Origin of the sequence: Bacillus sp. ZY-1-1, assembly GCF_003047165.1 — a bacterium.
GTDB classification, from domain to species: Bacteria; Bacillota; Bacilli; order Bacillales; family Bacillaceae; genus Bacillus; species Bacillus velezensis.
Map to the genome: position 1 here is coordinate 860,000 of NZ_CP027061.1, position 23,261 is coordinate 883,260.

Consider the following 23,261-nt stretch of genomic DNA (forward strand, 5'->3'; position numbering starts at 1 on the left):
CATTCAATATGAATGTCATTTTTTTTTATCTTCGAGCGGCTCTGCTGCGTGTTAAAATCTGTCGCCGTTGAAAATAGAGTTTTTTACGATTACATAGTCGACATTACGGATGGCTTCGAGTGTATTGCCGCCGGCGTAAGAGATGGAAGATTGCAGATCCTGCTCCATTTCAACCAGCGTGTCCTGCAAAGACCCTTTATGTTCGACATGCATTTTTTTGCCCTCGACGTTTTTCTTTTCGCCTTTTTGAAATTCAGAAGCGGAGCCGAAATATTCTTTGTACAGCTTTCCGTCGATTTCGATCGTTTGTCCCGGTGATTCTTCGTGGCCGGCGAATAATGATCCGATCATGACCATAGACGCGCCGAATCGGATGGATTTCGCGATATCGCCGTGCGTGCGGATGCCGCCGTCAGCAATGATCGGTTTGCTCGCCGCTTTTGCGCACCAGCGAAGCGCGGCTAATTGCCACCCGCCGGTTCCGAAGCCGGTTTTAATTTTTGTGATGCAGACTTTCCCGGGGCCGATTCCCACTTTTGTCGCGTCAGCGCCCGCGCGTTCCAGCTCTCTTACGGCTTCAGGCGTCCCGACATTCCCTGCAATGACAAAGCTTTCCGGGACATGTTCTTTAATAAATTCAATCATGCTGATCACGGCATTGGAATGGCCGTGCGCGATATCAATGGTAATATAATCCGGCACCAGCTCCTGTTCTTTCAGCTCCCGGATGAATTCATAGTCATTTTCCTTCACGCCGACACTGATGGAAGAAATCAGTCCGCGCGCTTTCATATCCCGGACAAAAGCCAGACGTTTTTCCGGCTCGAAGCGGTGCATGATATAAAAATACCCGTTTTCCGCGAGCCAGGCCGCGATGTTTTCATCTATAATCGTCTGCATGTTGGCCGGTACGACCGGAAGTTTAAACGTGTGTCCGCCCAACGTAACTGATGTATCACATTCAGATCGGCTTTCAACAATGCATTTTGCAGGAATCAGCTGAATATCTTCGTAATCAAATACATTTTCCATATATAACACCCCTAAAAGCGAATAATATAATTAAATAAAATTAAAATGTTCGTCTTTTTATAATGTACTTTGTTTTGTCAGGAATGTCAAATGATTTCATGCTGCCTCATATGCGGTCAGCTTGTCATCCATTTGCAGTTTGGTTATCATAGTAGTATTGGTTGTTGTAAGACATTTGTTACGATAGATAGATTTGCAGAAGAAGGGAGGGGCCGGTATGGAACAAAAACAGCCCGGGCACAGTCCGAAAGCCCAGAAAATTCAGGACCGGATTATTTTAGGCACGATTTGGGTCGTGTCGGCGCTTGTCATTGCGCTCGTTGTCGGAACCGTCATGAATTATATTTGGATGTTTAAATAAAAAAGAGTCTGTGCCGGTATGACACAGACTCTTTTTTATATTATTTTTCAAACATGCTTGTAGAATGCAGTGGCTGGACGCGCGCTTTCGGGTCCATGTAAGCCTTCGCGTTGTTCACGGCTGTCGGAGCTTCGCCGAAACCGCTGGCGATCAGCTTGACTTTGCCTTCATATGTGCAGATATCTCCGGCGGCAAAGAAGCCTTCAATATTCGTTTCCATCGTGCTTTTGACGACGATGGAATTTTTCTCGATGTCAAGGCCCCAGTTTTTAATCGGGCCGAGAGAAGAAACAAAGCCGTAGTTTACGATCAGGTCATCAATTTCAATGATTTCTTTACGGTCGCCTTTCACTTCTTCGAGAACGAGCTGTTCGATCCGGTCTTCACCGACAAGTTCAGCGGGAACAAACGGTGTCAGCACGTTGACTTTAGAATTATGCAGGTTTTCGACACTGTGCTCATGCGCGCGGAATTTATCACGGCGGTGGATGATGCTGACTTCTTTGGCAATCGGCTCAAGCATGAGCGCCCAGTCAACAGCGGAATCGCCGCCGCCCAGAACGGCAACGCGTCTGCCTGCGAATTGATTGAGGTCGTCAATGAAGTAGTGCAGGTTTTTGCCTTCATATTGTTCCGCTGATTCCAGCTCAAGCTTTCTCGGCTTAAATGCGCCGTTTCCTGCGGTGATAATGACCGTTTTTGAATAATGCGTTTCTGAATTCGTGACAAGCTTAAACACACCGTCCGCCTGTTTTTCAACAGATTCAACGGCCTGCTCTAAGCAGATGGTCTGATCGAACTTTGCCATTTGCTCTTTTAAGTTGTTCACAAGTTCCTGGGCGCGGATTTTCGGGAATCCGGCTACATCATAAATATATTTTTCAGGGTACAGCGCGCTGAGCTGGCCGCCAAGCTGAGGCAGGCTCTCGATGATTTTGACGCTCGCCTGTCTCATTCCCCCGTAAAAAGCGGTAAACAGGCCGACCGGGCCGCCGCCGATGACCGTAATATCATAAACCTTTGAATCCTCTTGCATACCAAATTGCCTCCTAATTGAAAATTGTTATTAATTATAACATACAATTTGAAAGGATGACGAGTGCCGAAAACCGCCCGGCCGCTTCATTCTTTAAAAAAATTGCGGCCGCCGCTAAGATGGGGACAAATTCCAATCTGTTTTTTCCTGAATGTTTTCCGATTCTTCCGGATAGTATGGTGATATGCAGACATGTGCGGTTTTCTAAAAAATTTTATATTTCATTTCATAAAATCCCGCCAATAAGCTGAAGCTAATACAAATGTTGATTTGATTATGCGTCTAACAGCAAAAAAAAGAAGGTGGATGTGATGGCATTGAATAAACCCAAAATCGTGGTTTTAGGTGCAGGTTATGGTGGATTAATGACAGTAACAAGGCTTCCGAAGCATATCGGGGCAAATGACGCCGACATTACTTTGGTCAATAAACACAATTATCATTATGAAACGACATGGATGCATGAAGCGAGCGCAGGAACGCTGCATCATGACCGCTGCAGATATCAAATAAAAGATGTAATCAATGAATCACGGGTTAAATTTGTGCAGGATACCGTAAAAGCGATAGATGTGCAAAATAAAAAGGTGACGCTTTCACAAGGGGACATCCCTTATGATTATCTCGTCATCGGGCTTGGCGCCGTCCCTGAAACATTCGGGATTAAAGGTTTAAAAGAATTCGCTTTTCCGATCGCGAATATTAATACGTCGCGACAGCTGAAAGACCATATTGAGCTCCAATTTGCGACATACAATACGGAGGCCGAAAAACGCCCTGACCGCTTAACCATCGTTGTCGGCGGAGCGGGCTTTACGGGAATTGAATTTCTCGGTGAACTTGCGAACCGCAAGCCGGAGTTATGCAGATATTATGATATAGATGAAAGTCTCGTCCGGATCGTCTGTGTCGAGGCCGCCCCGACGGTTTTGCCGGGATTTGATCCGGAGCTTGTCGATTACGCCGTTCAATACCTTGAGAGCAAAGGCGTTGAATTTAAAATCGGCACCGCGGTTCAAGAATGCCGCGCAGACGGTGTCACAGTCGGCAAGAAAGATGAAGAGCCGGAAGAAATCAAATCGCAGACCGTTGTCTGGGCCGCGGGTGTGCGCGGACATCCGATCGTGGAGGAAGCGGGTTTTGAAAATATGCGCGGCCGTGTCAAAGTCAACCCTGATCTTCGGGCGCCGGGACATGATGACGTTTTTATTCTCGGCGACAGCTCGCTCTTTATCAATGAAGAGACGGAACGGCCGTACCCGCCGACTGCTCAGATCGCGATGCAGCAAGGAGAAACGGTCGCCAAAAATCTGGGCGGTTTGATTAAAGGAGGCCAGCTTGAAGAGTTCAAGCCTGACATTAAAGGAACGGTCGCCTCCCTCGGTGAGCATAACGCCGTCGGAGTCGTATACGGCAGGAAGCTCAAAGGCACGCCGGCGTCCTTTATGAAAAAGGTCATTGATAACCGCTCGCTCTTTATGATCGGCGGGCTGGGCCTGACGCTGAAAAAAGGGAAGTTTAAATTCTTCTGAAAACCCGCAGCCGCGGGTTTTCTCTTCTTTTAAAAAAGAGCGCTATAAAAAGCATGTAAAAGAAAAAAATGAATGTTTCCGCTTACATGAGTTGTTATGTTACATATTCTGACTTGTTGCTTGACAAGTAAATATGATATATTATCAGAAAATTAAGAAAAAGGGTGATCCGCATGAAAACGACAGCAAAAAGCACGGCGGCGTGTCCGTTCTGCTCAGGTAAAGGGTATTTTCAATTGCTTCTTGGCGGCTCCGAAACATGTCCCTCCTGCCAGGGAAGCGGCAAAGAGAGACGCTGATTTTTCCAGACGTTGACTTTTTTACCGCCCCCGAGGTACACTGAAAGTGCTGTAGGGGGTGGATGTTTGTGATTAGTTTGCCGGTTGTCCTGATCTCAATCGTACTATTTTTTGTACTGTTTTTCGGCATAGGCTTTCTGTTGAACATGCTGCTTAGAATGTCGTGGATTATGGCTGTTGTCTATCCGATTGTATGCCTTTTCATTATCAGCAATAAAAAGATGATCAGTTACGTGCAGGCGCCGGGGGAATCCTTTCAAAGCCTGTTTCAGCGCATCATGTCATTAGCGGTTGCGGATGTCGTGATTTTGGCGGGCGGACTGGCGGGAGCCATCATGTCAGGCATTGCCATAAAGGCGCTCAGAAAAAGAGGATATCAAATGTTTTAAACCGCTTTCTTATTCAAGAAAGCTTTTTTTGTGTCACGGCGCTTTTTGTATAGCACCTCACCGAGTTGGGAACAATGACTCGGAGGAGAGTGATTTCAGATTGACGATAATCAGACGCGTATTCATGATCGTGCTCTTTTTGGGCGCATGCCATGCGACATACTTTTCTATAACCGGTGTTGAAGCAAAGGATCTGACAAATTGGATGACGGAACATCGCGGCGCCGTTTTGAAAAACATCGGCACTCCGTTTCAATCCTTACAGAATCAGCCGGAAAAGAAGGCATCAGGCAGGGTAAAGCCGCTGGAAGAAGCTTTTGACTGGGAACGCTATCCGTCACAAAAAGTGACGGCCACCGGTTATACCGCCGGAGCGGAATCTACCGGAAAATCTCCGGGTCATCCGCAGTACGGAATTACATATTCAGGTGTGAAGGTCAAACGCGATTTATATTCAACTGTTGCGGCCGATCCGTCTGTTTTCCCGATCGGGACGATTCTGTTTATACCGAATTACGGTTACGGGGTTGTCGCCGATACCGGCTCAAAAATTAAAGGCAGCCGCCTTGACCTCTACTTTGACACCGTCAAGGACGTCTATAACAATTGGGGCAAAAAAACACTTGAGGTCTACATTATTAAAAAAGGGAACGGCACAGTGACCGAGGACGAACTTGTAAAGCTGAACGAAACAAAGTCGCTGCAAGTGTTCAGAAATCAATACAAAACGGTAAAAGAATAAAAACGCTTCAGCATCCGCTGAAGCGTTTTTACATAAAGAAATAATCTAAAATCAATGTCAGCACAATACCGGTGACGCCGCCGAAGAACACTTCAATCGGCTGATGGCCGAGCAGTTCTTTCAGTTTCTTCTGTTTTTCTTTCTCTTCCGCTTTCTGAAAGTCCTTCGCTTCGCTGACAAACCGATTAAAGTCGATGACAAGTTTATTAATGACTGTCGCCTGTTCACCCGCATGCCGCCTGACACCTGTAGCATCGAACATCGTAATGACGGCGAAAATCGCGGCGACTGCAAACAGGGGCGAGTCCAGTCCCTGTTCCAAAGCGATTCCGGTTGACAGCGCGGTGACGGCGGCGGAATGGGAGCTCGGCATGCCGCCGGTGCTCGTCACAAGAGACCAGTCAAGTTTTTTGGATACGATAAATTGAATAGGCACTTTTACAACTTGGGCAAAAATAATGGCGGCAAAACTCGCCAGTAAAGGAAAATTCATAAGTACATCCATATGCGACATCCTTTCTGTATCTGCTGATTCCGATCGTATCGAAAAACTGCAGAAAACGCCCTTAGTTTGGTAAAATAAAATCAATGAAAAATGTTTTTTCATTATACCACTTTACATAACAAATACCCACATAAGGAGTGTGTACTCATGTTTTATGCATCTGATCAACTGCGGCATCCCGAAACACTGGTCATCGGTCTTTTTCAAAAAAGCACGCTGAACGGATTTACGAAGGAATTGGATGATAAATTAGACGGTCATCTGACCCAGCTGTTAAAGGATGGTGATGTGTCCGCCAAACGCAATCGTGTATCAAAAGTATACCCTCCGGCTGCGACCGGTATGAAACGTATTTATTTTATCGGCCTGGGAAGAGAAGCGGATTATTCGTTTGAAGATACGAAAGAATGCTTTGCACGAGTATTTCAGCAGATTCATCAAGATAAAAAACAGGAAGTATCCGTGTTGCTCGATACATTCGTCTCCGGGGAAGTGCCTGCCGCCGATGCCGCTCATGCGCTTTCGGAAAGCTGTCTGCTTGCGGTTTATGAGGTGCAGGATTATAAACATAAATCGAATGAGCCGGATCAGGAACTGAAATCAGTCTGCGCCGTGACCGAAGAAGACCTGAGGGAAGTGCAGGCCGGCCTGAACGTCGGCGCGGCATACGGCCAAGGGACGAATTCAGCCCGCACGCTTGTGAATATGCCGGGTAATATGCTGACGGCCACTGATTTGGCGTCATATGCCGCTGAGCTTGCGGCAAAATACGATTTCGAGTGTGAAATTTTAGAAAAAGATGAAATGGAAGAGCTCGGCATGGGCGGGCTGCTTGCCGTTAACAAAGGCTCATCCGAACCGCCGAAAATGATCGTTCTGAAGTATCAGGGCAAAGATCAGTGGGAAGACGTCATCGGCCTGGTCGGTAAAGGAATTACCTTTGATACGGGCGGATATTCAATTAAGCCGAAAACCGGCATCGTCGGCATGAAAAGCGATATGGGAGGGGCCGCCTCAGTATTGGGCGCAATGGAAATTATCGGCGAACTCCGGCCTGAACAAAACGTGCTCGCCGTCATACCGTCTACGGACAACATGATTTCGTCCGATGCTATGAAGCCGGATGACGTCATCGTTTCGCTCAGCGGAAAAACCATTGAGATCCTGAACACCGATGCGGAAGGGCGTCTCGTGCTTGCCGACGGCATCACATACGCCAAGCAGCACGGAGCCTCTGTCCTTGTAGACGTCGCAACGTTAACGGGCGGTGTCATTGTCGCCTTAGGGAACGAAATGACGGGCGCCATGACCAATCACGCCGCGTTTTATGAACAGGTGGCGGAATCGGCGAAAGAATCCGGCGAGCCGATCTGGCAGCTTCCGATTACAGAAAAGGATAAAAAACGGGTGAGAAACAGTCAGATGGCTGATTTGAACAATTCTCCGGGAAGAGAAGGCCACGCGATTATGGCGGGGGCATTCCTTGGTGAATTCGCGGAAAACACGCCGTGGGTTCATCTCGATATTGCGGGAACCGCGACGGCGAATAAAGCGACATGCTTCGGCCCTGCCGGCGCAACAGGCGTCATGGCAAGGACGTTGGCTGTTTTGACTGAGCGGTTTACGCCCGAAAGATAACAGCATCCCGCTGCCTTGATGCAGCGGGTTTTTTGATTTCCAGAATCTTTAGTTGACTAAAGCGCGGAATGTATGTTAACTTTAATTATCTACTACATTAGCAAACTAAAGGATTTTTGGAGGGACTCATCAATGAATGCTGTTGTTGTCGCAGTATTGCTTATGCTCGTCTTAAGCCTGCTGCGTGTCAATATTATTATAGCTTTAATGATCGGCGCGCTTGCCGGCGGGCTGACCGGCGGCTTAGGCCTCGGAGAGACGGTGAAGGCTTTTACGGACGGTCTCGGCGGAAATGCCACCGTCGCGGTCAGCTACGCGCTGCTCGGAGCATTTGCCGCGGCGCTGACGAAGACGGGGCTTCCCGATGCAATGGTGGAAGCGTCTGTCAAACTAATCGGAAAAAAGGAAGATTCGCGGAAAAAAGCACTGTCAAAAGTGTTAATCGTACTGGTTATTTTAATCATATCCTGTTTCTCGCAAAACGTGGTGCCCGTTCACATTGCGTTTATTCCGGTATTGATTCCGCCGCTTTTAAAAATATTTAACGAACTTGAAATAGACCGCAGGCTGATCGCGTGTGTGATGACATTCGGACTGACTGCGCCGTATATCGTTCTGCCTGTCGGATTCGGACAGATTTTCCAGGGGATGCTGAGAGATAATATGGCGTCAGCCGGTTTAAAGGTGCCGCTCAGTGATATTCCGTATGCTTTAATCATCCCGACGGCCGGGATGGTAGTCGGTTTAATTTTATCCGTCATCGTCTTCCGGAAACCGAAGAAATATGAGACGAAGGAGATTGCCGGACTGTCGTCTTCTCCTTATACGAAAAAAAGCATTGCCATCGCCCTGATCTCCATTGCCGTGTCGCTTGCCGTTCAGCTCTATCTGTCACAAGTGCTCGGAGTGGAAGGTATGATCATGGGCGCGCTTGCCGGCTTGTTTACGCTGTTTATCAGCGGAGTCATGAAGCGCAATGAAGCGGATAAGCTGATCACGGACGGCATGATTCTGATGGCTTTTATCGGGTTTGTCATGCTTATTGCGGCCGGTTTTTCAAATGTATTGAACAAAACGGGCGATGTGGCTTCCTTGGTCAAAGCATCAACAGGCTTTATCGGTCACAGTCAATCATTAGGCGCGCTCTTGATGCTGGTGGTCGGTTTATTAATCACGATGGGAATCGGATCATCATTTGCAACCGTACCCGTCATTACGACCATATTTGTCCCGCTGTGCGCTCAGCTCGGATTCAGCCCGATGGCGACGATCGCCGTAATCGGAGCGGCCGCCGCGGTCGGTGATGCGGGTTCTCCTGCAAGTGACAGTACGCTCGGGCCGACGTCAGGCCTCAGCGCCGACGGACAGCACCACCACATTTGGGATACGTGCGTACCGACATTTATTTTCTATAACATTCCGCTTGTGATATTCGGCTGGATTGCCGCACTTGTTCTGTAAAAAAAGGCTCCCGGAAAGGGGAGCCTTTTTGTATGCTGAGAACATCTTACGCCGGATTTCTGCTGAACCCCGTCGCTTTATGAATAGACCTGTATACGGCAGGCGCGATAGATGCCAATAACAGTGCTAAAATGATATCTTTTATGAAAAACCATATCATGTAAAACCAGGCCATTCCGTAGCTGATCGGAGCATGAAGCCATAATTTCAGCGCAATATACGTATAGGTCGTGCCAATGATATAAATGACGGCGGTACCGATCAAAGAGGCCCATGCATAATGCAGGCGGCCGGGTTTTTTTGTTTTTTCCAGCAGCCATCCGGCTGCAAATGCCGCCGGGATGTAAGCGAGAATAAACCCGCCGCTCTTTCCGATAAACGGCGCAAAGCCTGCTGAGAATTGAGCGAAAACAGGCGCCCCAGCGAGTCCGGCCAATGCGTATACCGTCATGGCAATGGCTGCCCGTCTGGCGCCGAGAAGCATCGCGGCTAACAGACAAAAGAAAGGCTGCAGCGATAACGGAATTCCCGCAACTTGCAAAAAAGGAGCCATTGATGTAATGTTGGCGCCGACGGCCATCAGGGCGGCAAACATGCCGATCAGCGCCATATCGCCCGCGCGAAGGTTGCGTTGTTTCATTTGTTTTTCCCCCTTACACTTGTACCAGATTAGCGTAATCGAAGGGTGATTGATTGTCAACAAAGATTTAATACAGGTTTACTAAATGGAGGGAGCCATATGTTTTTCGGGAAAACGAAGCAAACAAAACAGTCGGAACGGATTCCGCCAAATCAAAATGTCACAACGAAGTTTCCCGTGCTTCACGCCGGAAATGTTCCTTATTATGAAGATATGTCAAAATGGAATCTGCAAGTGTACGGGCTTGTTGACCGTCCTATGCTGTTAAGCTTTAAAGATATCAAAGCCTTTCCGGAAGCCGAAGTGAAAAATGATATTCATTGCGTCACGGGCTGGTCCCGTCTTGATAATATCTGGCAGGGAATACGCGCCAAAGACATCGCTGAGAAAGCGGGTGTGCACAAAGAAGCGGGATTCGTCATTCTGCACGCTGAAGAGGGCTGGACGGCCAACCTGCCGCTTTCTGATTTTACGCGGGAAACATCCCTGCTGGCATATGCGCATAACGGCGAGCCGTTAACGCCAGAGCACGGCTATCCGCTCAGAGGCGTTTTCCCCCATCTTTATTTCTGGAAAAGCGCAAAATGGCTGCGCGGCATTCAGTTTACAAAGGAAAACCACCCCGGCTTTTGGGAGAAAAACGGCTACCATATGAGGGGAGATCCATGGAAGAATGAGCGCTTTACATGGGATTAAGCCCCTATCCCTATATAGTTCTTAGGTACCTTATTAAAATAAGGTGCTTTTTTTATATCAAAAATCCATTGACTTTGTTTGGCAAAAAACCTATTATTTGAGGTGTCTTTTGATATTGAAAATCATTATCAATAAGGATAGATAAAGCAATTGCCACAAAGGGGATGAACACATAATGGACGGAAAACAAATAAACCGGGGGTTCGCGCCGGCCGGCCGATACGCGGTTCCGGGCACAGAAGTAAAAGAAATGCGCTCAAAAGGAGGCCGTACGTATCGTATCTTTGTCTCTTTTCCTCAGGAAGAACCGCCTGCCTCCGGCTTCCCCGTCATCTACCTGCTTGATGCAAATTCCGTGTTCGGCACTATGGCCGAAGCTTTGCGGGTGCAAAGCCGGCGGCCTGAAAAAACAGGCGTTGTGCCGGCGGTGATTGTCGGAATCGGCTACCCGACAGATCAGCCGTTTTCCGCCGAACGGCACAGTGATTTTACGATGCCGCTATCTGAATCGGAACTGCCGGTGCATCCGCGCGGCGCGGCATGGCCCGAACAGGGAGGGGCGGAAGCGTTTCTGGAGTTTATAGAAGAAGAAGTAAAGCCCGCGATGGAGCGGGATTATCCGATCGACAGAGGCAGGCAGACGATTTTCGGCCATTCGCTGGGCGGTCTTTTTGTGCTGCAAGTGCTTTTGACGAGGCCGGACATGTTCCAGACCTATGTTGCGGGAAGTCCGTCAATTCATTGGAACAAGCGTTTTATTCAGGAAAACGCAGAACGTTTGTCAGACCGGCTCTCTGCGGAAAATCTTCAAGTCAGTGTATTGCTGGCTGCGGGAGAAATTGAAAAAACACATAAAAGCAGAATCCCGCAGCACGCAGAGGCGCTGTACTCTTTATTATCCGGATTTGAAGATGATGGAGTTCGTGCTGAATACAGCGAGTTTGAAGGAGAGGGCCATATTTCTGTCCTGCCCGTTTTAATCAGCAGAGCCCTTCGTTTCTGCCTGAATCCGGGAGGGCCGCATACCCCGTATTCTCCCGCATGAGAAAAAACAGGCCCTTCGAACTAAATGCGGCTGATTCTAATTTTCTAATTGACTGCGTGTTTTGATTTGGATATGATTGTCTTGAATCATAATTGATAATGATAATCATTATCAATGCAGAAAGGGAATGATAATATGGACGCATTGGGAATGAAAGGGAAAACGGCCGTTGTCACCGGCGCCGCTCAAGGCATCGGAGAAGCAACAGCGCTTGCCCTTGCTGAACAAGGCGTAAATGTGGCAGCTATAGATACAAATGAAGACCTGCTTCCCGGGCTAACTGACAGACTTCGGCAAAAAGGCGTGCAGGCGCAGGGGTTTGCCGCAGATGTATCTGACAGTGCGGCTGTCAATGATATCATCGCTGCCGTTGAACGTGACATGGGGCCTATTGAAATATTGGCGAACGTTGCGGGCGTGCTGCGGCCGGGTCCGGTGCAATCCCTCAGTGATGAAGATTGGGATCAAACATTTTCTGTTAATACGACCGGCGTATTTCATGTATCGCGGGCTGTCAGCCGGTACATGATGGAGCGGAAAAAAGGCGCCATCATAACGGTCGGTTCGAATGCAGCCGGCGTTCCGCGTGCTTCCATGGCAGCTTATGCGGCGTCGAAAGCGGCTGCCGCCATGTTTACGAAATGCCTCGGACTGGAGCTTGCGGCCTATCATATCCGCTGCAACATCGTATCTCCCGGTTCAACGGAAACCGACATGCAGCGGGCGCTGTGGCGGGATGAAAACGGAGCACAGGACGTTATCAGAGGTTCGCTTGATACATATAAAACGGGAATTCCGCTTCAAAAGCTGGCAAAGCCTTCTGATATTGCAAATGCCGTTTTGTTTCTGGCCTCTGAACAGGCAAGCCATATCACGATGCATGATTTATGCGTTGATGGCGGCGCTACTTTAGGCGTTTGATGTAACGAAAAGGAGGGACAAACATGACAAATCAACCTGTATTGACGGAAGTGGCTGCAAAAAAGGTGCTGGATACTTACAAGCCCGGGGCGTTCTTTTTAGCTTCCCCGAAAAGGACGATGCTTGCGGAAGGTTTGTTTGCAAAAGTGCCGGATGCAGACGCGGAGAATCAGCTGGATTCACTGCCTGAACGTGTGAGACAGACGCTTCTTGAGGCAAAGCAAGCCGGCATCAAACATCCGATTGCGGCCGGCGCCATTCCTTTTGACGGAAGAAAAGCTTCCCGGCTTTTTGTACCGAAGATTGTCCATACGGCAGGCCCGCTTTCGTTTGCGGAATCTTCCGCAGAAAAGCCGCAATCCAATACATATGACATCCGTCCCGTTCCGGAGCCTGAGGGCTTTATGAGCGGTGTGGAACAAGGCGTATTCAACATTACGGACGGTCCGCTCAGCAAAATCGTGCTGTCAAGGACGCTTCATCTGACCGCTGAAAAGGATATCGACATTCCTCAGGCCGTCAAGCATTTGGCGCAGCACAACCCGCGCGGCTATACATTCGCTGCGGATGTGACGGGAACGTCAGAAACAAGAAAAACGCTTTTCGGCGCAAGTCCTGAACTGCTGCTGTCCAAAAACGGAACATCGATTCTGTCCAATCCGCTGGCAGGTTCCAGACCGCGCAGCACAGATCCCGCCGAGGATCAGAGAAGAGCGGAAGAACTGCTGCAATCAGCAAAAGATCTGCATGAACATGCCGTAGTCGTGGCCGCCGTGGCCGCCGCCCTAAAACCGTTCTGCCGTGTGCTTGATGTGCCGGAAAAACCGTCACTCATTAAAACTGAGGCGATGTGGCACCTGTCCACCGAGGTAAAGGGAGAGCTTAGTGATCCGTCAACGACATCGCTTGAGCTGGCCATTGCTCTTCATCCGACGCCCGCTGTATGCGGAACGCCGACGGATGCGGCGAGAGAAGCGATTCAGGATATAGAGCCGTTTGACCGCAATTTCTACACGGGAATGGCGGGCTGGTGTGATGCTGAAGGTGACGGAGAATGGATTATCGCACTTCGCTGCGCCGAAGCGGAAACAAGGTCTCTCCGGCTCTTTGCGGGTGCCGGGATTGTCGCCGGATCAAAGCCGCAGGATGAACTGGACGAGACATCGGCGAAATTCCGCACCATGCTCCGGGCGATGGGGCTTTACCAAGATGAGTTGTAAAAAAGGAGGGAACGGATCGTGCTGACTGGATTTACGCCATGGCCGGAAGAATGGGCTGACAAATACCGAAAAGACGGCTGCTGGAAGGGTGAGACGTTCGGAGGAATGCTGAAAGAGCGCGCGGCTTTATACGGAAATCAAACTGCCGTGACGTGTAAAGATGTACATTGGACCTACAAAGAATTAGATGAAAGGGCCGATCGTTTAGCGGCGGGGCTGCATAAGCTCGGAATTCAAAAGGAAGACCGCGTTGTCGTTCAGCTGCCGAATATCGCTGAGTTTTTTGAAGTGATTTTCGCGCTGTTCCGACTCGGAGCACTGCCCGTTTTCGCGCTGCCTTCTCATAGAAGCAGTGAGATTACGTATTTCTGCGAGTTTGCAGAGGCGAAAGCATACATCATTCCTGATATGCATTCAGGTTTTGATTACAGGGCGCTTGCCAGACAGGTGAAAGACAAACTTCCGGATTTGGCGCATGTCATTGTGGCCGGCGAAGCTGAAGAGTTTCAGGAACTGAGCAGCCTGCATAGAGAGCCTGTTCAGCTGGAAGAGGTAAGCCCGGCGGAAGTCGCTTTTTTACAGCTTTCAGGAGGCAGTACGGGGCTGTCCAAGCTGATTCCGCGAACACACGACGATTACATATACAGCTTGCGCCTCAGCGCGGAAATATGCGGCTTGGATCATCACAGCGTTTATTTGGCCGCTCTGCCGACAGCGCATAATTATCCGCTCAGCTCGCCGGGTGTGCTGGGAACTTTATATGCCGGAGGCCGGGTTGTTCTGTCACCGACGCCGAGTCCGGATGACTGCTTCCCGTTAATTGAAAAAGAACGTGTCACGATTACAGCGCTCGTTCCGCCGCTTGCGATGGTGTGGATGGACGCATCCGGTTCGCGAAGTGATGATTTATCAAGCCTTCAAGTGCTGCAGGTGGGAGGGGCCAAATTCAGTGCTGAGGCGGCCCGCCGCGTAAAGAGCGCTTTCGGATGCACCCTTCAGCAGGTTTTCGGAATGGCGGAAGGATTGGTGAATTATACGAGACTGGATGATCCTGAAGAGATCATTGTCAATACGCAAGGCAGACCGATGTCACCTTTTGATGAGGTAAGGGTTTTAGACGATGACGGGCGGGATGTCGCCCCCGGAGAAGCGGGACATTTGTTTACACGCGGCCCTTACACGATTCGCGGGTATTATAAAGCGCCTGAACATAATGAAAGATCATTCACAGCCGACGGATTTTATCAGACCGGCGATATCGTCAAACTGACGGCGGACGGCTATATCATCGTCGAAGGACGTGCGAAAGATCAAATCAATCGGGGCGGCGAAAAGATTGCCGCTGAAGAGGTGGAAAATCACCTTCTGGCTCATCCTGCCGTTCATGATGCGGCCATGGTTTCAATGCCGGATGACTTTCTCGGAGAGCGGTCCTGTGTGTTCGTCATTCCGAAAGGAGAAGCGCCGAAACCGGGAGAGCTGAAAGCGTTTTTACGGGAGCGCGGGCTGGCGGCATATAAAATTCCCGACCGGGTTGAATTTATCGCTTCTTTCCCGAAAACCGGCGTCGGCAAGGTCAGCAAAAAGGACCTTCGCGAAACGATCGCCCAAAAATTGAAGCCTTCTGAAATCAAACAATCTTAAAAAAGGAAGTGTTTACATTGGCTATACCGTCTATTCTCGCATATGCGCTGCCGACAGCGTCAGATATGCCTGAAAATAAAGTATCGTGGACGCTGAACCCGAAACGCGCGGTGCTTCTGATCCATGACATGCAGAATTATTTCGTCGATGCTTTTGAGAAAGGGAAGGCTCCGATCACGGAGGCGGCTCAGAATATCAAGAAAATAAAAGAGCAATGCAAAGCGCTCGGCATTCCGGTGGTGTACACCGCGCAGCCGGGCAGCCAAGACCCGGCGGACCGCGCGCTGCTGACGGATTTTTGGGGACCGGGGCTGAAAAGCGGGCCTTATGAAGAAAAGGTCATTCCGGAGCTTGCCCCGGATGATCAGGACATTGTCCTCACAAAGTGGAGATACAGCGCGTTTAAACGGACGAATCTCCTTGACATCATGCGTGAAAGCGGCAGAGACCAGCTCATGATTACGGGAATTTATGCACACATCGGCTGTCTCGTCACAGCCTGTGAAGCATTTATGGATGATATCCAAAGCTTCTTTATCGGAGACGCCGTTGCTGATTTTTCTTCAGAAAAACATAAGATGGCCATCGAATATGCGTCTCAGCGCTGCGCTTACACGGCTTTGACAAACGAAGTGCTGGAGCTGCTGGGCGGCGCGCCGGTTTCTGAAGGAGAAGGGAAGACTTCCGCCGTATTGACAAAAGACCGGGTGCGGGAACAAATTGCGGCGATTCTTCAAGAATCACCGTCTGATATTCCGGATCATGAAGACCTGCTGGACAGAGGCCTTGATTCCGTCAGAATCATGAGCCTTGTCGAACAATGGCGCCGTGACGGAGCTGAAGTGACGTTTGTTGAACTGGCGGAGAACCCGACGCTTGAAGAGTGGTGGAGACTTCTTTCTTCCCGATCTCAAAAAGTCTTGCCGAACGCAGATTATTTATAAAGGGAGAGAATAGAATGCATGATACACAACAGCTGCCTCTGACAGGCGCACAGGCCGGTATCTGGTTTGCGCAGCAGCTTGATCCTGATAATGCGATTTACAATACAGGCGAGTATGTTGAGATAAACGGCGCGATCGATGTGAACATATTTAAAACAGCTCTCGAACGTGTGCTGACGGAAGCCGTGTCATTACACGCCCGCTTCGAAGAGGGAGCAGACGGGCCGAAGCAGATCATCAATCCTCCATTTGAAGCTGCGATCGATGTCATAGATGTGAGTTCAGAAGCTGATCCGAAGCAGGCCGCACTCAGACTCATGCAGACAGATTTGGCTGAGCCCGTTGATATGGCGGCCGGGCCTTTGTTCCGCGACATTTTATTTCAGGCGGGACCGGAACGCTTTTTCTGGTATCAGCGCATTCACCACATTGCGATAGACGGCTACGGTTTTTCACTGCTGGCACGGCGTACGGCGCAAATATACACCGCAATACGGGAAGGACGTCCGGATAACGGGCGCTCCTTCGGCTCTTTGGAGGAACTGGTAAAAGAAGATCAAGAATACCGCGCGTCTGATCAATTCCTGAAAGATCGGGAATTTTGGATGGAGAAATTTGCGGATGAACCTGATGTCGTCAGTTTGGCAGAAAGAGCGCCGAGAACGTCAACAAGCTTTCGGAGAAGCACGGCTTATCTTTCTGAAACGGCTTTGCAGCATGTAAAAGCGATTCCGAACTGGCATGAAGCCGTCACAGCCGCAGCGGCGGTATATGTCCACCGGATGACAAACGCAGGGGATATCGTGCTCGGTTTACCGATGATGGGACGGATCGGCTCAATTTCACTGAATATTCCGAGTATGGTCATGAATCTTCTGCCTTTGCGGCTTTCTCTCCGTCCGGATATGAATTTTCATGAGGCCGTCAGCCAAGTGGCAAAAGAAATCCGAAACATCCGGCGCCATCAGAAATACCGCCATGAAGACATGCGCCGCGATCTTAAATTGCTCGGAGAAAACCGCAGGCTGTTCGGCCCGCAAGTCAATGTGATGCCGTTTGACTACGCGCTTGATTTCGCCGGAGCGCCAGGCACCGTCCATAACTTATCAGCCGGGCCCGTTGATGATTTGTCAATTAACGTTTACGACAGAGCGGACGGAAGCGGAATGCGTGTGGACTTTGATGCGAATCCGGAAGTGTACAGCGCCGAAGATATTGAAAACCATCAAAAACGATTCCTGCTTCTGCTGGAATCCGCTGTGAAAGACCAGACACAAAAAATCGGCACACTCAACCTTCTGCCTGAAAGTGAACGTCTCCGCGTACTGGAAAGCTGGAATGACACGCGCAAGGCCGAGAAGCAGAAAAGTCTGCCGGAGCTGTTTTACGAACAGGCCGTAAAAACACCGGACTGGCCGGCAATCATCACCGAAAACGAAGAGCTCAGCTATGCCGAATTGAACAAGCGCGCGAACCAGCTTGCCGGCATGCTAAAGGAAAAGGGGCTCGGACCGGAACAATTTGCCGCTTTGCTGCTTCCGCGGTCACAGGAGTTGGCCGTGAGCATGCTGGCCGTTTTGAAAACGGGAGCCGCATACCTGCCGCTTGATCCTGATTTTCCTTCTGAGCGGATCACATACATGCTCAAAGATGCACAGCCTGCATGCCTGATTACAACGATGGAATTATCCGGCCGCATGCCGGAAGACAGTGATGCAAAAAGGATCATTCTCGATGACCCGGATACGGTAAAAACCGTTGCCGCTCAAAATGCTGACTGTCCCGCTCAGGCTGAATGTTCGCCTTTGCACCCCGCTTATATCATATATACGTCGGGTTCAACGGGCAAACCGAAAGGCGTAGTCGTGACATTAAAAAGCGTAAGCAATTTCCTCTTATCCATGCGGGAAATGTTCCCGCTCGGCGCACAAGACCGTCTGCTTGCCGTTACGACTGCGGCGTTTGATATTTCCGGACTTGAGCTCTTCCTTCCGCTCATCAGCGGGGCAGGGTGCGTCATCGCACGTAAAGAGACGATTCAGGAACCGCGGGCGCTTGCGAACATGATTCACTCATACGGTATTTCAATCATGCAGGCAACGCCGACATTGTGGCATTCATTAGTCACCAATGAACCTGATTCCCTCCGGGCGCTGCAGGTGCTTGTCGGAGGTGAGGCGCTTCCGAACGCGCTTATGCATGCTCTGCTTGAATCAGGCTGTACGGTGACGAATCTGTACGGGCCGACTGAAACAACAATCTGGTCGGCCGCACAGCCGCTTGCAAAAGACCATACAGGGGCGCCTCCGATCGGAAAGCCGATTTGGAACACGCGGGTATACGTGCTGGACGCCGCATTGCAGCCAGTCCCGCCGGGAATTGCGGGCGAGCTTTATATAGCGGGCGAGGGGCTTGCCAGAGGTTATTATAACCGTCCTGATTTAACAGCTGAAAGATTTATTGCCGATCCGTACGGGCCCGCGGGCGCGAGGATGTACCGGACGGGAGATCTCGTGCGCTGGCGTGAGGACGGCTCGCTTGATTATATCAGCAGAGCCGATCACCAAATTAAAATCCGCGGGTTCCGGATAGAATTAGGAGAAATTGAGTCAGTGCTGTCGAAATACCCGGGTATTTCGCAGGCCGCTGTTATTGTCCGTGAAGACCAGCCGGGAGATAAGCGCCTGGCGGCTTATGCTGTCGCGGATCAGCCCCTTGATATCGGCGGACTTCGTGAATATATGGGCGAAAGCCTGCCGGATTATATGGTGCCGGGCGCGTTTGTACAGCTGAAAGAATTGCCGCTGACGCCGAATAAGAAGCTCGATCGCAGCGCTCTGCCTGCACCTGATTTTTCAGCTGTCCTGTCTGACAGAGGGCCGCGGACGCCGCAGGAAGAAATATTATGCGACCTGTTTGCCGAGGTTCTCGGTCTCGCGCGGGTCGGAATTGATGACGGGTTCTTTGAATTGGGCGGACATTCGCTCTTAGCCGGACGCCTGATGAGCCGGATCCGGGAGACGATGGGCGCAGAGCTTGGCATCGGCCGTCTGTTTGATACGCCGACCGTTGCCGGGCTCGCCGCACAGCTTGACACCGCAAAGAGTGCGCGGCCTAAGCTCAAGCCGTTTGACCGGCCGGAGCACATCCCGCTGTCATTTGCGCAGCTGCGTCTTTGGTTTCTCTACTGTCTTGAAGGGCCGAGCCCGACTTACAACATTCCGGTGATTGTCCGCATGTCAGGCAAGCTTGACCAATCAGCGCTGAAACACGCCTTTTACGATGTTGTCAGCCGTCATGAAAGCCTGCGCACCGTTTTTCCGGAAAATAAGGGATCATCTCATCAGCTTATTTTACCTGCTGAAGAAGCCCGCCCTGTGTTTACAGTGACACGTGCAGACAAAAACGAGCTCCAAGACATGCTTGCCGCTGCGGCAAGATATCGGTTTGATCTCGCTAAAGAGCCGGCCGTCCGGGCTGAGCTGTTTGATCTTGGTGACGGCGAATATACGCTGATGGTTCTCCTGCATCACATCGCAGGCGACGGCTGGTCCTTGAATCCGCTCATGCGTGACTTATCCATAGCCTATATCGCCCGGCAAACAGGTGAAAAAGCAGAATGGGCGCCGCTGGCGGTTCAATATGCGGATTATGCGCTTTGGCAGCAGCAGCTTTTAGGCAGCGCGTCTGATTCTGAGAGCTTAATTGCGCGCCAGCTGGATTTCTGGAAGAAAACGCTTGAAAATGTACCGGATCAGCTGGAGCTGCCGTCTGATTTTCCGCGTCCCGCTGAATCAAGCTACAGGGGCGGCGTCATTCCGGTCAACATCGGCCAAGAGCTTCATGCCCGTCTTCTCTCACTTGCCAGAAATCAGCGCGTAAGCCTGTTTATGGTGCTTCAATCAGGGCTTTCCGCACTGCTGACCCGGCTCGGGGCGGGAACCGATATTCCGATCGGCAGTCCGATAGCCGGCCGCAGTGATGACGCATTAGGAGACCTTGTGGGTATGTTCATTAATACACTCGTACTGAGAACCGATACCTCTGGCGATCCGAGCTTTTGTGAGCTTCTTGAAAGGGTCAGGGAAATGAATCTCGCAGCATATGAACATCAGGACGTGCCGTTTGAACGTCTCGTGGAAGAATTGAATCCGGTTCGCTCCCGGTCAAGACATCCGCTGTTCCAAGTGATGCTCGCATTCCAAAATACGCCTGACCCTGTACTCAGTCTTCCTGATATGGAAACAAGCCTGCAAATCAGCAGTGTCGGATCGTCCAAATTTGATTTGACATTGGAATTGGCTGAACAGCGCCATGATGACGGCACGCCTGCCGGTATTGAAGGCCTTCTGGAGTTCAGTACAGACTTATTCAGAAAAGAAACGGCTGAAGCACTTGCGGGACGCCTGCTTCTTCTGCTCGAAGATGCCGTATCACATCCGGATAAACCGATCGGAAGCTTAACCATTCTTTCTGATGAAGAGCGCCGGAAGCTTTTGCCGGTTAAACGGGCAAAACAGCATATTCAGCCTCGGCAGACACTGCCTGAACTGTTTGAAATACAGGCCGCCGCAAAATCGGATGAAACGGCGGCAGTATTTGAAGAGAGCGGACTCACTTATCAAGAGCTGAATAAAAGAGCCAATCAGCTCGCGCACATGATGATTGCCCTCGGCGTCGGCCCGGAGCAGTTTGTCGCACTGGCAATGCCGCGTTCTTTAGATATGATTGTCGGGCTGTTAGCCGTCCTGAAGACGGGGGCAGCGTATTTGCCGCTTGATCCTGATTATCCCGCGGACCGCATCGCTTTTATGTTACATGATGCCAAGCCTGTATTTATGCTCACCAACCGTGAAGGCGCAAGTAAGCTCTCTGGCGAAAACGGCATGCCGGCCTTCATCCTGGATGATCCGCAGAATAAGGAAACACTTCGGCAATATGCCGTCACGAACCCTGAGAATGCCGACCGGATTCGTCCGCTGAGACCGCTTCACCCGGCCTATGTCATTTACACGTCGGGATCAACAGGCGTGCCGAAAGGTGTCATCATTCCGCACAGCAATGTTATCCGGCTGTTTGAGTCGACGCGGCATTGGTACCACTTTAATTCTGATGATGTATGGACGATGTTTCACTCCTACGCTTTTGATTTCTCTGTCTGGGAAATATGGGGGCCGCTGCTCCACGGCGGACGTCTCGTCGTCGTGCCGCATGACATCAGCAGATCCCCGGAAGCGTTTCTGCATCTTCTCGTGAAAGAGCGAGTGACCGTACTTAACCAAACGCCGTCAGCGTTTTACCAGCTGATGCATGCGGAAAAAGAACACAAAGAGCTGGGGCATCAGCTCGCACTCAGATATATCATCTTCGGCGGCGAGGCGCTTGAGCTGAGCCGGCTTGAGGATTGGTACAGCCGCCACGCGGACAATCAGCCGGTGCTCGTGAATATGTACGGCATTACGGAAACGACGGTGCACGTCAGTTACCTTGAATTAGACAAAAACATTGCCGAACTGAGAGCAAACAGCCTCATCGGCTGCGGCATTCCTGATCTGAACGTATATGTGCTTGATGACCGGCTGGAGCCTGTGCCTCCGGGGATCACGGGCGAAATGTATGTTGCCGGAGGGGGCGTGGCACGAGGCTACTTAGGGCGGCAAAGCCTGACCGCCGAACGCTTTGTGGCTGATCCGTACGGCCCGCCGGGAACGAGAATGTACCGGACGGGGGATTTAGCCCGCCTGCGGACGGACGGTTCTCTTGATTATATGGGCAGGGCGGACCACCAGATTAAAATCCGCGGGTTCCGGATTGAATTGGGGGAAATCGAAGCGGTTCTCGTCAAACATCCGGATGTCGAGGATGCCGCCGCAGTCGTCCGTGAAGACCGGCCGGGAGATAAACGGCTGGCTGTCTACCTTGTCCGATCTGCCGGCAGCACCTTGGACACGGGGGACATGCGCCGGTTTGCCGAAGAAAGCCTGCCGGATTACATGATTCCGTCAGCTTTTGTCCAAATGAATGAACTGCCGCTGACACCGAATGGAAAGCTTGACCGAAAAGCGCTCCCTGCGCCTGACTTCCAAACGGAGGTCACCGGCCGGGGACCGAGAACGCCGCAGGAAGAAATGCTGTGTGAGCTGTTCGCAGAGGTGCTTCATCTGCCGCGTGTCGGTATTGATGACAGATTTTTTGATTTAGGCGGCCATTCTTTGCTTGCGGTTCATTTAATGAGCCGTATTCGGGAAGCGATGGGAGCCGAGCTCAGTATCGGAACACTATTTGAAGCTCCTACGGTGGCAAGCCTTGCTGAAAGACTTGAGTCAGGAACGGGCACAAGCGCGCTTGATGTTCTTCTTCCGCTCAGAACGGCAGGAGAAGAAACACCGTTGTTCTGTGTCCATCCGGCCGGCGGTCTCAGCTGGTGTTATGCCGGGCTGATGTCTTCTTTAGAGGCTGATTATCCGATATACGGCTTACAGGCGAGAGGCATCGGAAAAAAAGAACCGCTTCCGCAAAGCTTAGATGACATGGCGGCTGATTATATTGAAAAAATCCGCACCGTGCAGCCGAAAGGGCCGTACCGTCTGCTCGGCTGGTCTCTCGGAGGGAATGTCATTCAGGCCATGGCGACACAATTACAGAGCCGGGGCGAAGAGGTTTCGCTTTTGGTGATGCTTGACGCGTATCCGAATCATTTTCTGCCGATAAAAAATGCGCCTGATGACGAGGAAGCCGTTATTGCGCTGCTTGCCCTGGGAGGGTACGACCCGGACAGCCTCGGGGATCAGCCGCTTGATTTTGACACCGCGCTGACCATTCTCCGCCGTGAGGGAAGCGCATTAGCCAGCCTGGACGAGTCAGTGATGATGAATCTGAAAGACACGTACGTAAATTCTGTCGGGCTGTTAGGAACATACAAGCCAAAGCCGTTCCACGGAGATGTGCTGTTCTTCAGATCCACGATTATTCCGGAGTGGTTTGACCCGATCGAGCCGGATACTTGGAAACCGTATATTACGGGGAAAATCGAGCGGTATGACTTAGACTGCCGCCATAAAGATATGTGCCAGCCGGGCCCGCTTGCCGACATCGGCGCGATTCTGGCAGAGAAATTAAACGGACGGCGTACAGTCCGGTAAAGAAAGGAAAGAGA

General features: G+C 50.7%; 18 protein-coding genes. 14 read left to right on the forward strand and 4 right to left on the reverse strand.

Going from position 1 to position 23,261, the window contains the following annotated elements; all coding sequences use genetic code 11:
* Positions 1-51: 51 nt before the first annotated feature.
* Positions 52-1,032 carry a GMP reductase gene (gene guaC, locus C5I45_RS04500; protein WP_020954302.1) on the reverse strand — a complete coding sequence of 327 codons (981 nt, stop codon included), beginning with the start codon at positions 1,030-1,032 and terminating at the stop codon, positions 52-54.
* Between the two features lie 217 nt (positions 1,033-1,249).
* On the opposite strand from guaC, the gene C5I45_RS19725 reads away from it, so the two are divergent.
* Entirely contained in the window at positions 1,250-1,393 is a 144-nt protein-coding gene (locus C5I45_RS19725) for a hypothetical protein (protein ID WP_003151982.1), read from the forward strand.
* Positions 1,394-1,433: 40 nt separating this feature from the next.
* Here the strand turns inward: C5I45_RS19725 and yumC are convergent, their stop codons facing one another.
* Positions 1,434-2,429 (reverse strand): ferredoxin--NADP reductase 2, encoded by a 996-nt coding sequence (gene yumC, locus C5I45_RS04505; protein WP_003151984.1) that lies wholly within the window; start codon positions 2,427-2,429, stop codon positions 1,434-1,436.
* Positions 2,430-2,740: 311 nt separating this feature from the next.
* Between yumC and C5I45_RS04515 the strand changes: the two genes are divergently transcribed.
* The 4 genes from C5I45_RS04515 (at position 2,741) to C5I45_RS04530 (ending at position 5,391) form a co-directional block, all read left to right on the forward strand.
* Positions 2,741-3,961: an NAD(P)/FAD-dependent oxidoreductase gene (locus C5I45_RS04515; RefSeq protein ID WP_012118337.1), complete on the forward strand. Its 1,221-nt coding sequence runs from the start codon at positions 2,741-2,743 to the stop codon at positions 3,959-3,961.
* Between the two features lie 173 nt (positions 3,962-4,134).
* Entirely contained in the window at positions 4,135-4,260 is a 126-nt protein-coding gene (locus tag C5I45_RS04520) for a YuiA family protein (protein ID WP_007408708.1), read from the forward strand.
* Between the two features lie 68 nt (positions 4,261-4,328).
* On the forward strand, positions 4,329-4,649 hold the full coding sequence (locus C5I45_RS04525) for a YuiB family protein (RefSeq protein WP_003151989.1): 321 nt from the start codon (positions 4,329-4,331) through the stop codon (positions 4,647-4,649).
* Positions 4,650-4,749: 100 nt separating this feature from the next.
* Positions 4,750-5,391, forward strand: a complete 642-nt coding sequence (locus C5I45_RS04530; protein WP_003151990.1) for a 3D domain-containing protein — start codon at positions 4,750-4,752, stop codon at positions 5,389-5,391.
* A gap of 28 nt (positions 5,392-5,419) precedes the next feature.
* Here the strand turns inward: C5I45_RS04530 and C5I45_RS04535 are convergent, their stop codons facing one another.
* Positions 5,420-5,896, reverse strand: coding sequence for a divergent PAP2 family protein (locus C5I45_RS04535; RefSeq protein ID WP_003151991.1), 477 nt, complete (start codon positions 5,894-5,896; stop codon positions 5,420-5,422).
* 147 nt (positions 5,897-6,043) lie between these two features.
* Here C5I45_RS04535 and C5I45_RS04540 point away from each other — a divergent pair, with 147 nt between their 5' ends.
* On the forward strand, positions 6,044-7,534 hold the full coding sequence (locus tag C5I45_RS04540; protein ID WP_003151992.1) for a leucyl aminopeptidase: 1,491 nt from the start codon (positions 6,044-6,046) through the stop codon (positions 7,532-7,534).
* 132 nt (positions 7,535-7,666) lie between these two features.
* On the forward strand, positions 7,667-8,995 hold the full coding sequence (locus C5I45_RS04545; RefSeq protein WP_025853913.1) for a Na+/H+ antiporter NhaC family protein: 1,329 nt from the start codon (positions 7,667-7,669) through the stop codon (positions 8,993-8,995).
* A 46-nt stretch (positions 8,996-9,041) separates the two neighbouring features.
* Here the strand turns inward: C5I45_RS04545 and C5I45_RS04550 are convergent, their stop codons facing one another.
* The gene (locus C5I45_RS04550) at positions 9,042-9,635 is read right to left on the reverse strand and encodes a biotin transporter BioY (protein ID WP_003151994.1); all 594 of its coding nucleotides are present in this window, start codon (positions 9,633-9,635) and stop codon (positions 9,042-9,044) included.
* A gap of 99 nt (positions 9,636-9,734) precedes the next feature.
* Here C5I45_RS04550 and C5I45_RS04555 point away from each other — a divergent pair, with 99 nt between their 5' ends.
* The 7 genes from C5I45_RS04555 (at position 9,735) to C5I45_RS04585 (ending at position 23,247) form a co-directional block, all read left to right on the forward strand.
* A complete protein-coding gene (locus C5I45_RS04555; RefSeq protein WP_003151997.1) occupies positions 9,735-10,331 on the forward strand; it encodes a sulfite oxidase-like oxidoreductase in 597 nt (198 codons plus the stop codon).
* A 175-nt stretch (positions 10,332-10,506) separates the two neighbouring features.
* Positions 10,507-11,376, forward strand: a complete 870-nt coding sequence (locus C5I45_RS04560; RefSeq protein WP_025853914.1) for an alpha/beta hydrolase — start codon at positions 10,507-10,509, stop codon at positions 11,374-11,376.
* Between the two features lie 135 nt (positions 11,377-11,511).
* Complete coding sequence (locus C5I45_RS04565; protein ID WP_014305732.1) at positions 11,512-12,297, forward strand: 2,3-dihydro-2,3-dihydroxybenzoate dehydrogenase; 786 nt, start codon at positions 11,512-11,514, stop codon at positions 12,295-12,297.
* 23 nt (positions 12,298-12,320) lie between these two features.
* On the forward strand, positions 12,321-13,517 hold the full coding sequence (gene dhbC, locus C5I45_RS04570; protein ID WP_003152002.1) for an isochorismate synthase DhbC: 1,197 nt from the start codon (positions 12,321-12,323) through the stop codon (positions 13,515-13,517).
* Between the two features lie 18 nt (positions 13,518-13,535).
* Entirely contained in the window at positions 13,536-15,161 is a 1,626-nt protein-coding gene (locus tag C5I45_RS04575) for a (2,3-dihydroxybenzoyl)adenylate synthase (protein ID WP_024085746.1), read from the forward strand.
* Between the two features lie 17 nt (positions 15,162-15,178).
* Complete coding sequence (locus C5I45_RS04580) at positions 15,179-16,105, forward strand: isochorismatase (RefSeq protein ID WP_025853915.1); 927 nt, start codon at positions 15,179-15,181, stop codon at positions 16,103-16,105.
* A gap of 14 nt (positions 16,106-16,119) precedes the next feature.
* A complete protein-coding gene (locus C5I45_RS04585; RefSeq protein WP_071543370.1) occupies positions 16,120-23,247 on the forward strand; it encodes an amino acid adenylation domain-containing protein in 7,128 nt (2,375 codons plus the stop codon).
* Positions 23,248-23,261 lie beyond the last annotated feature (14 nt).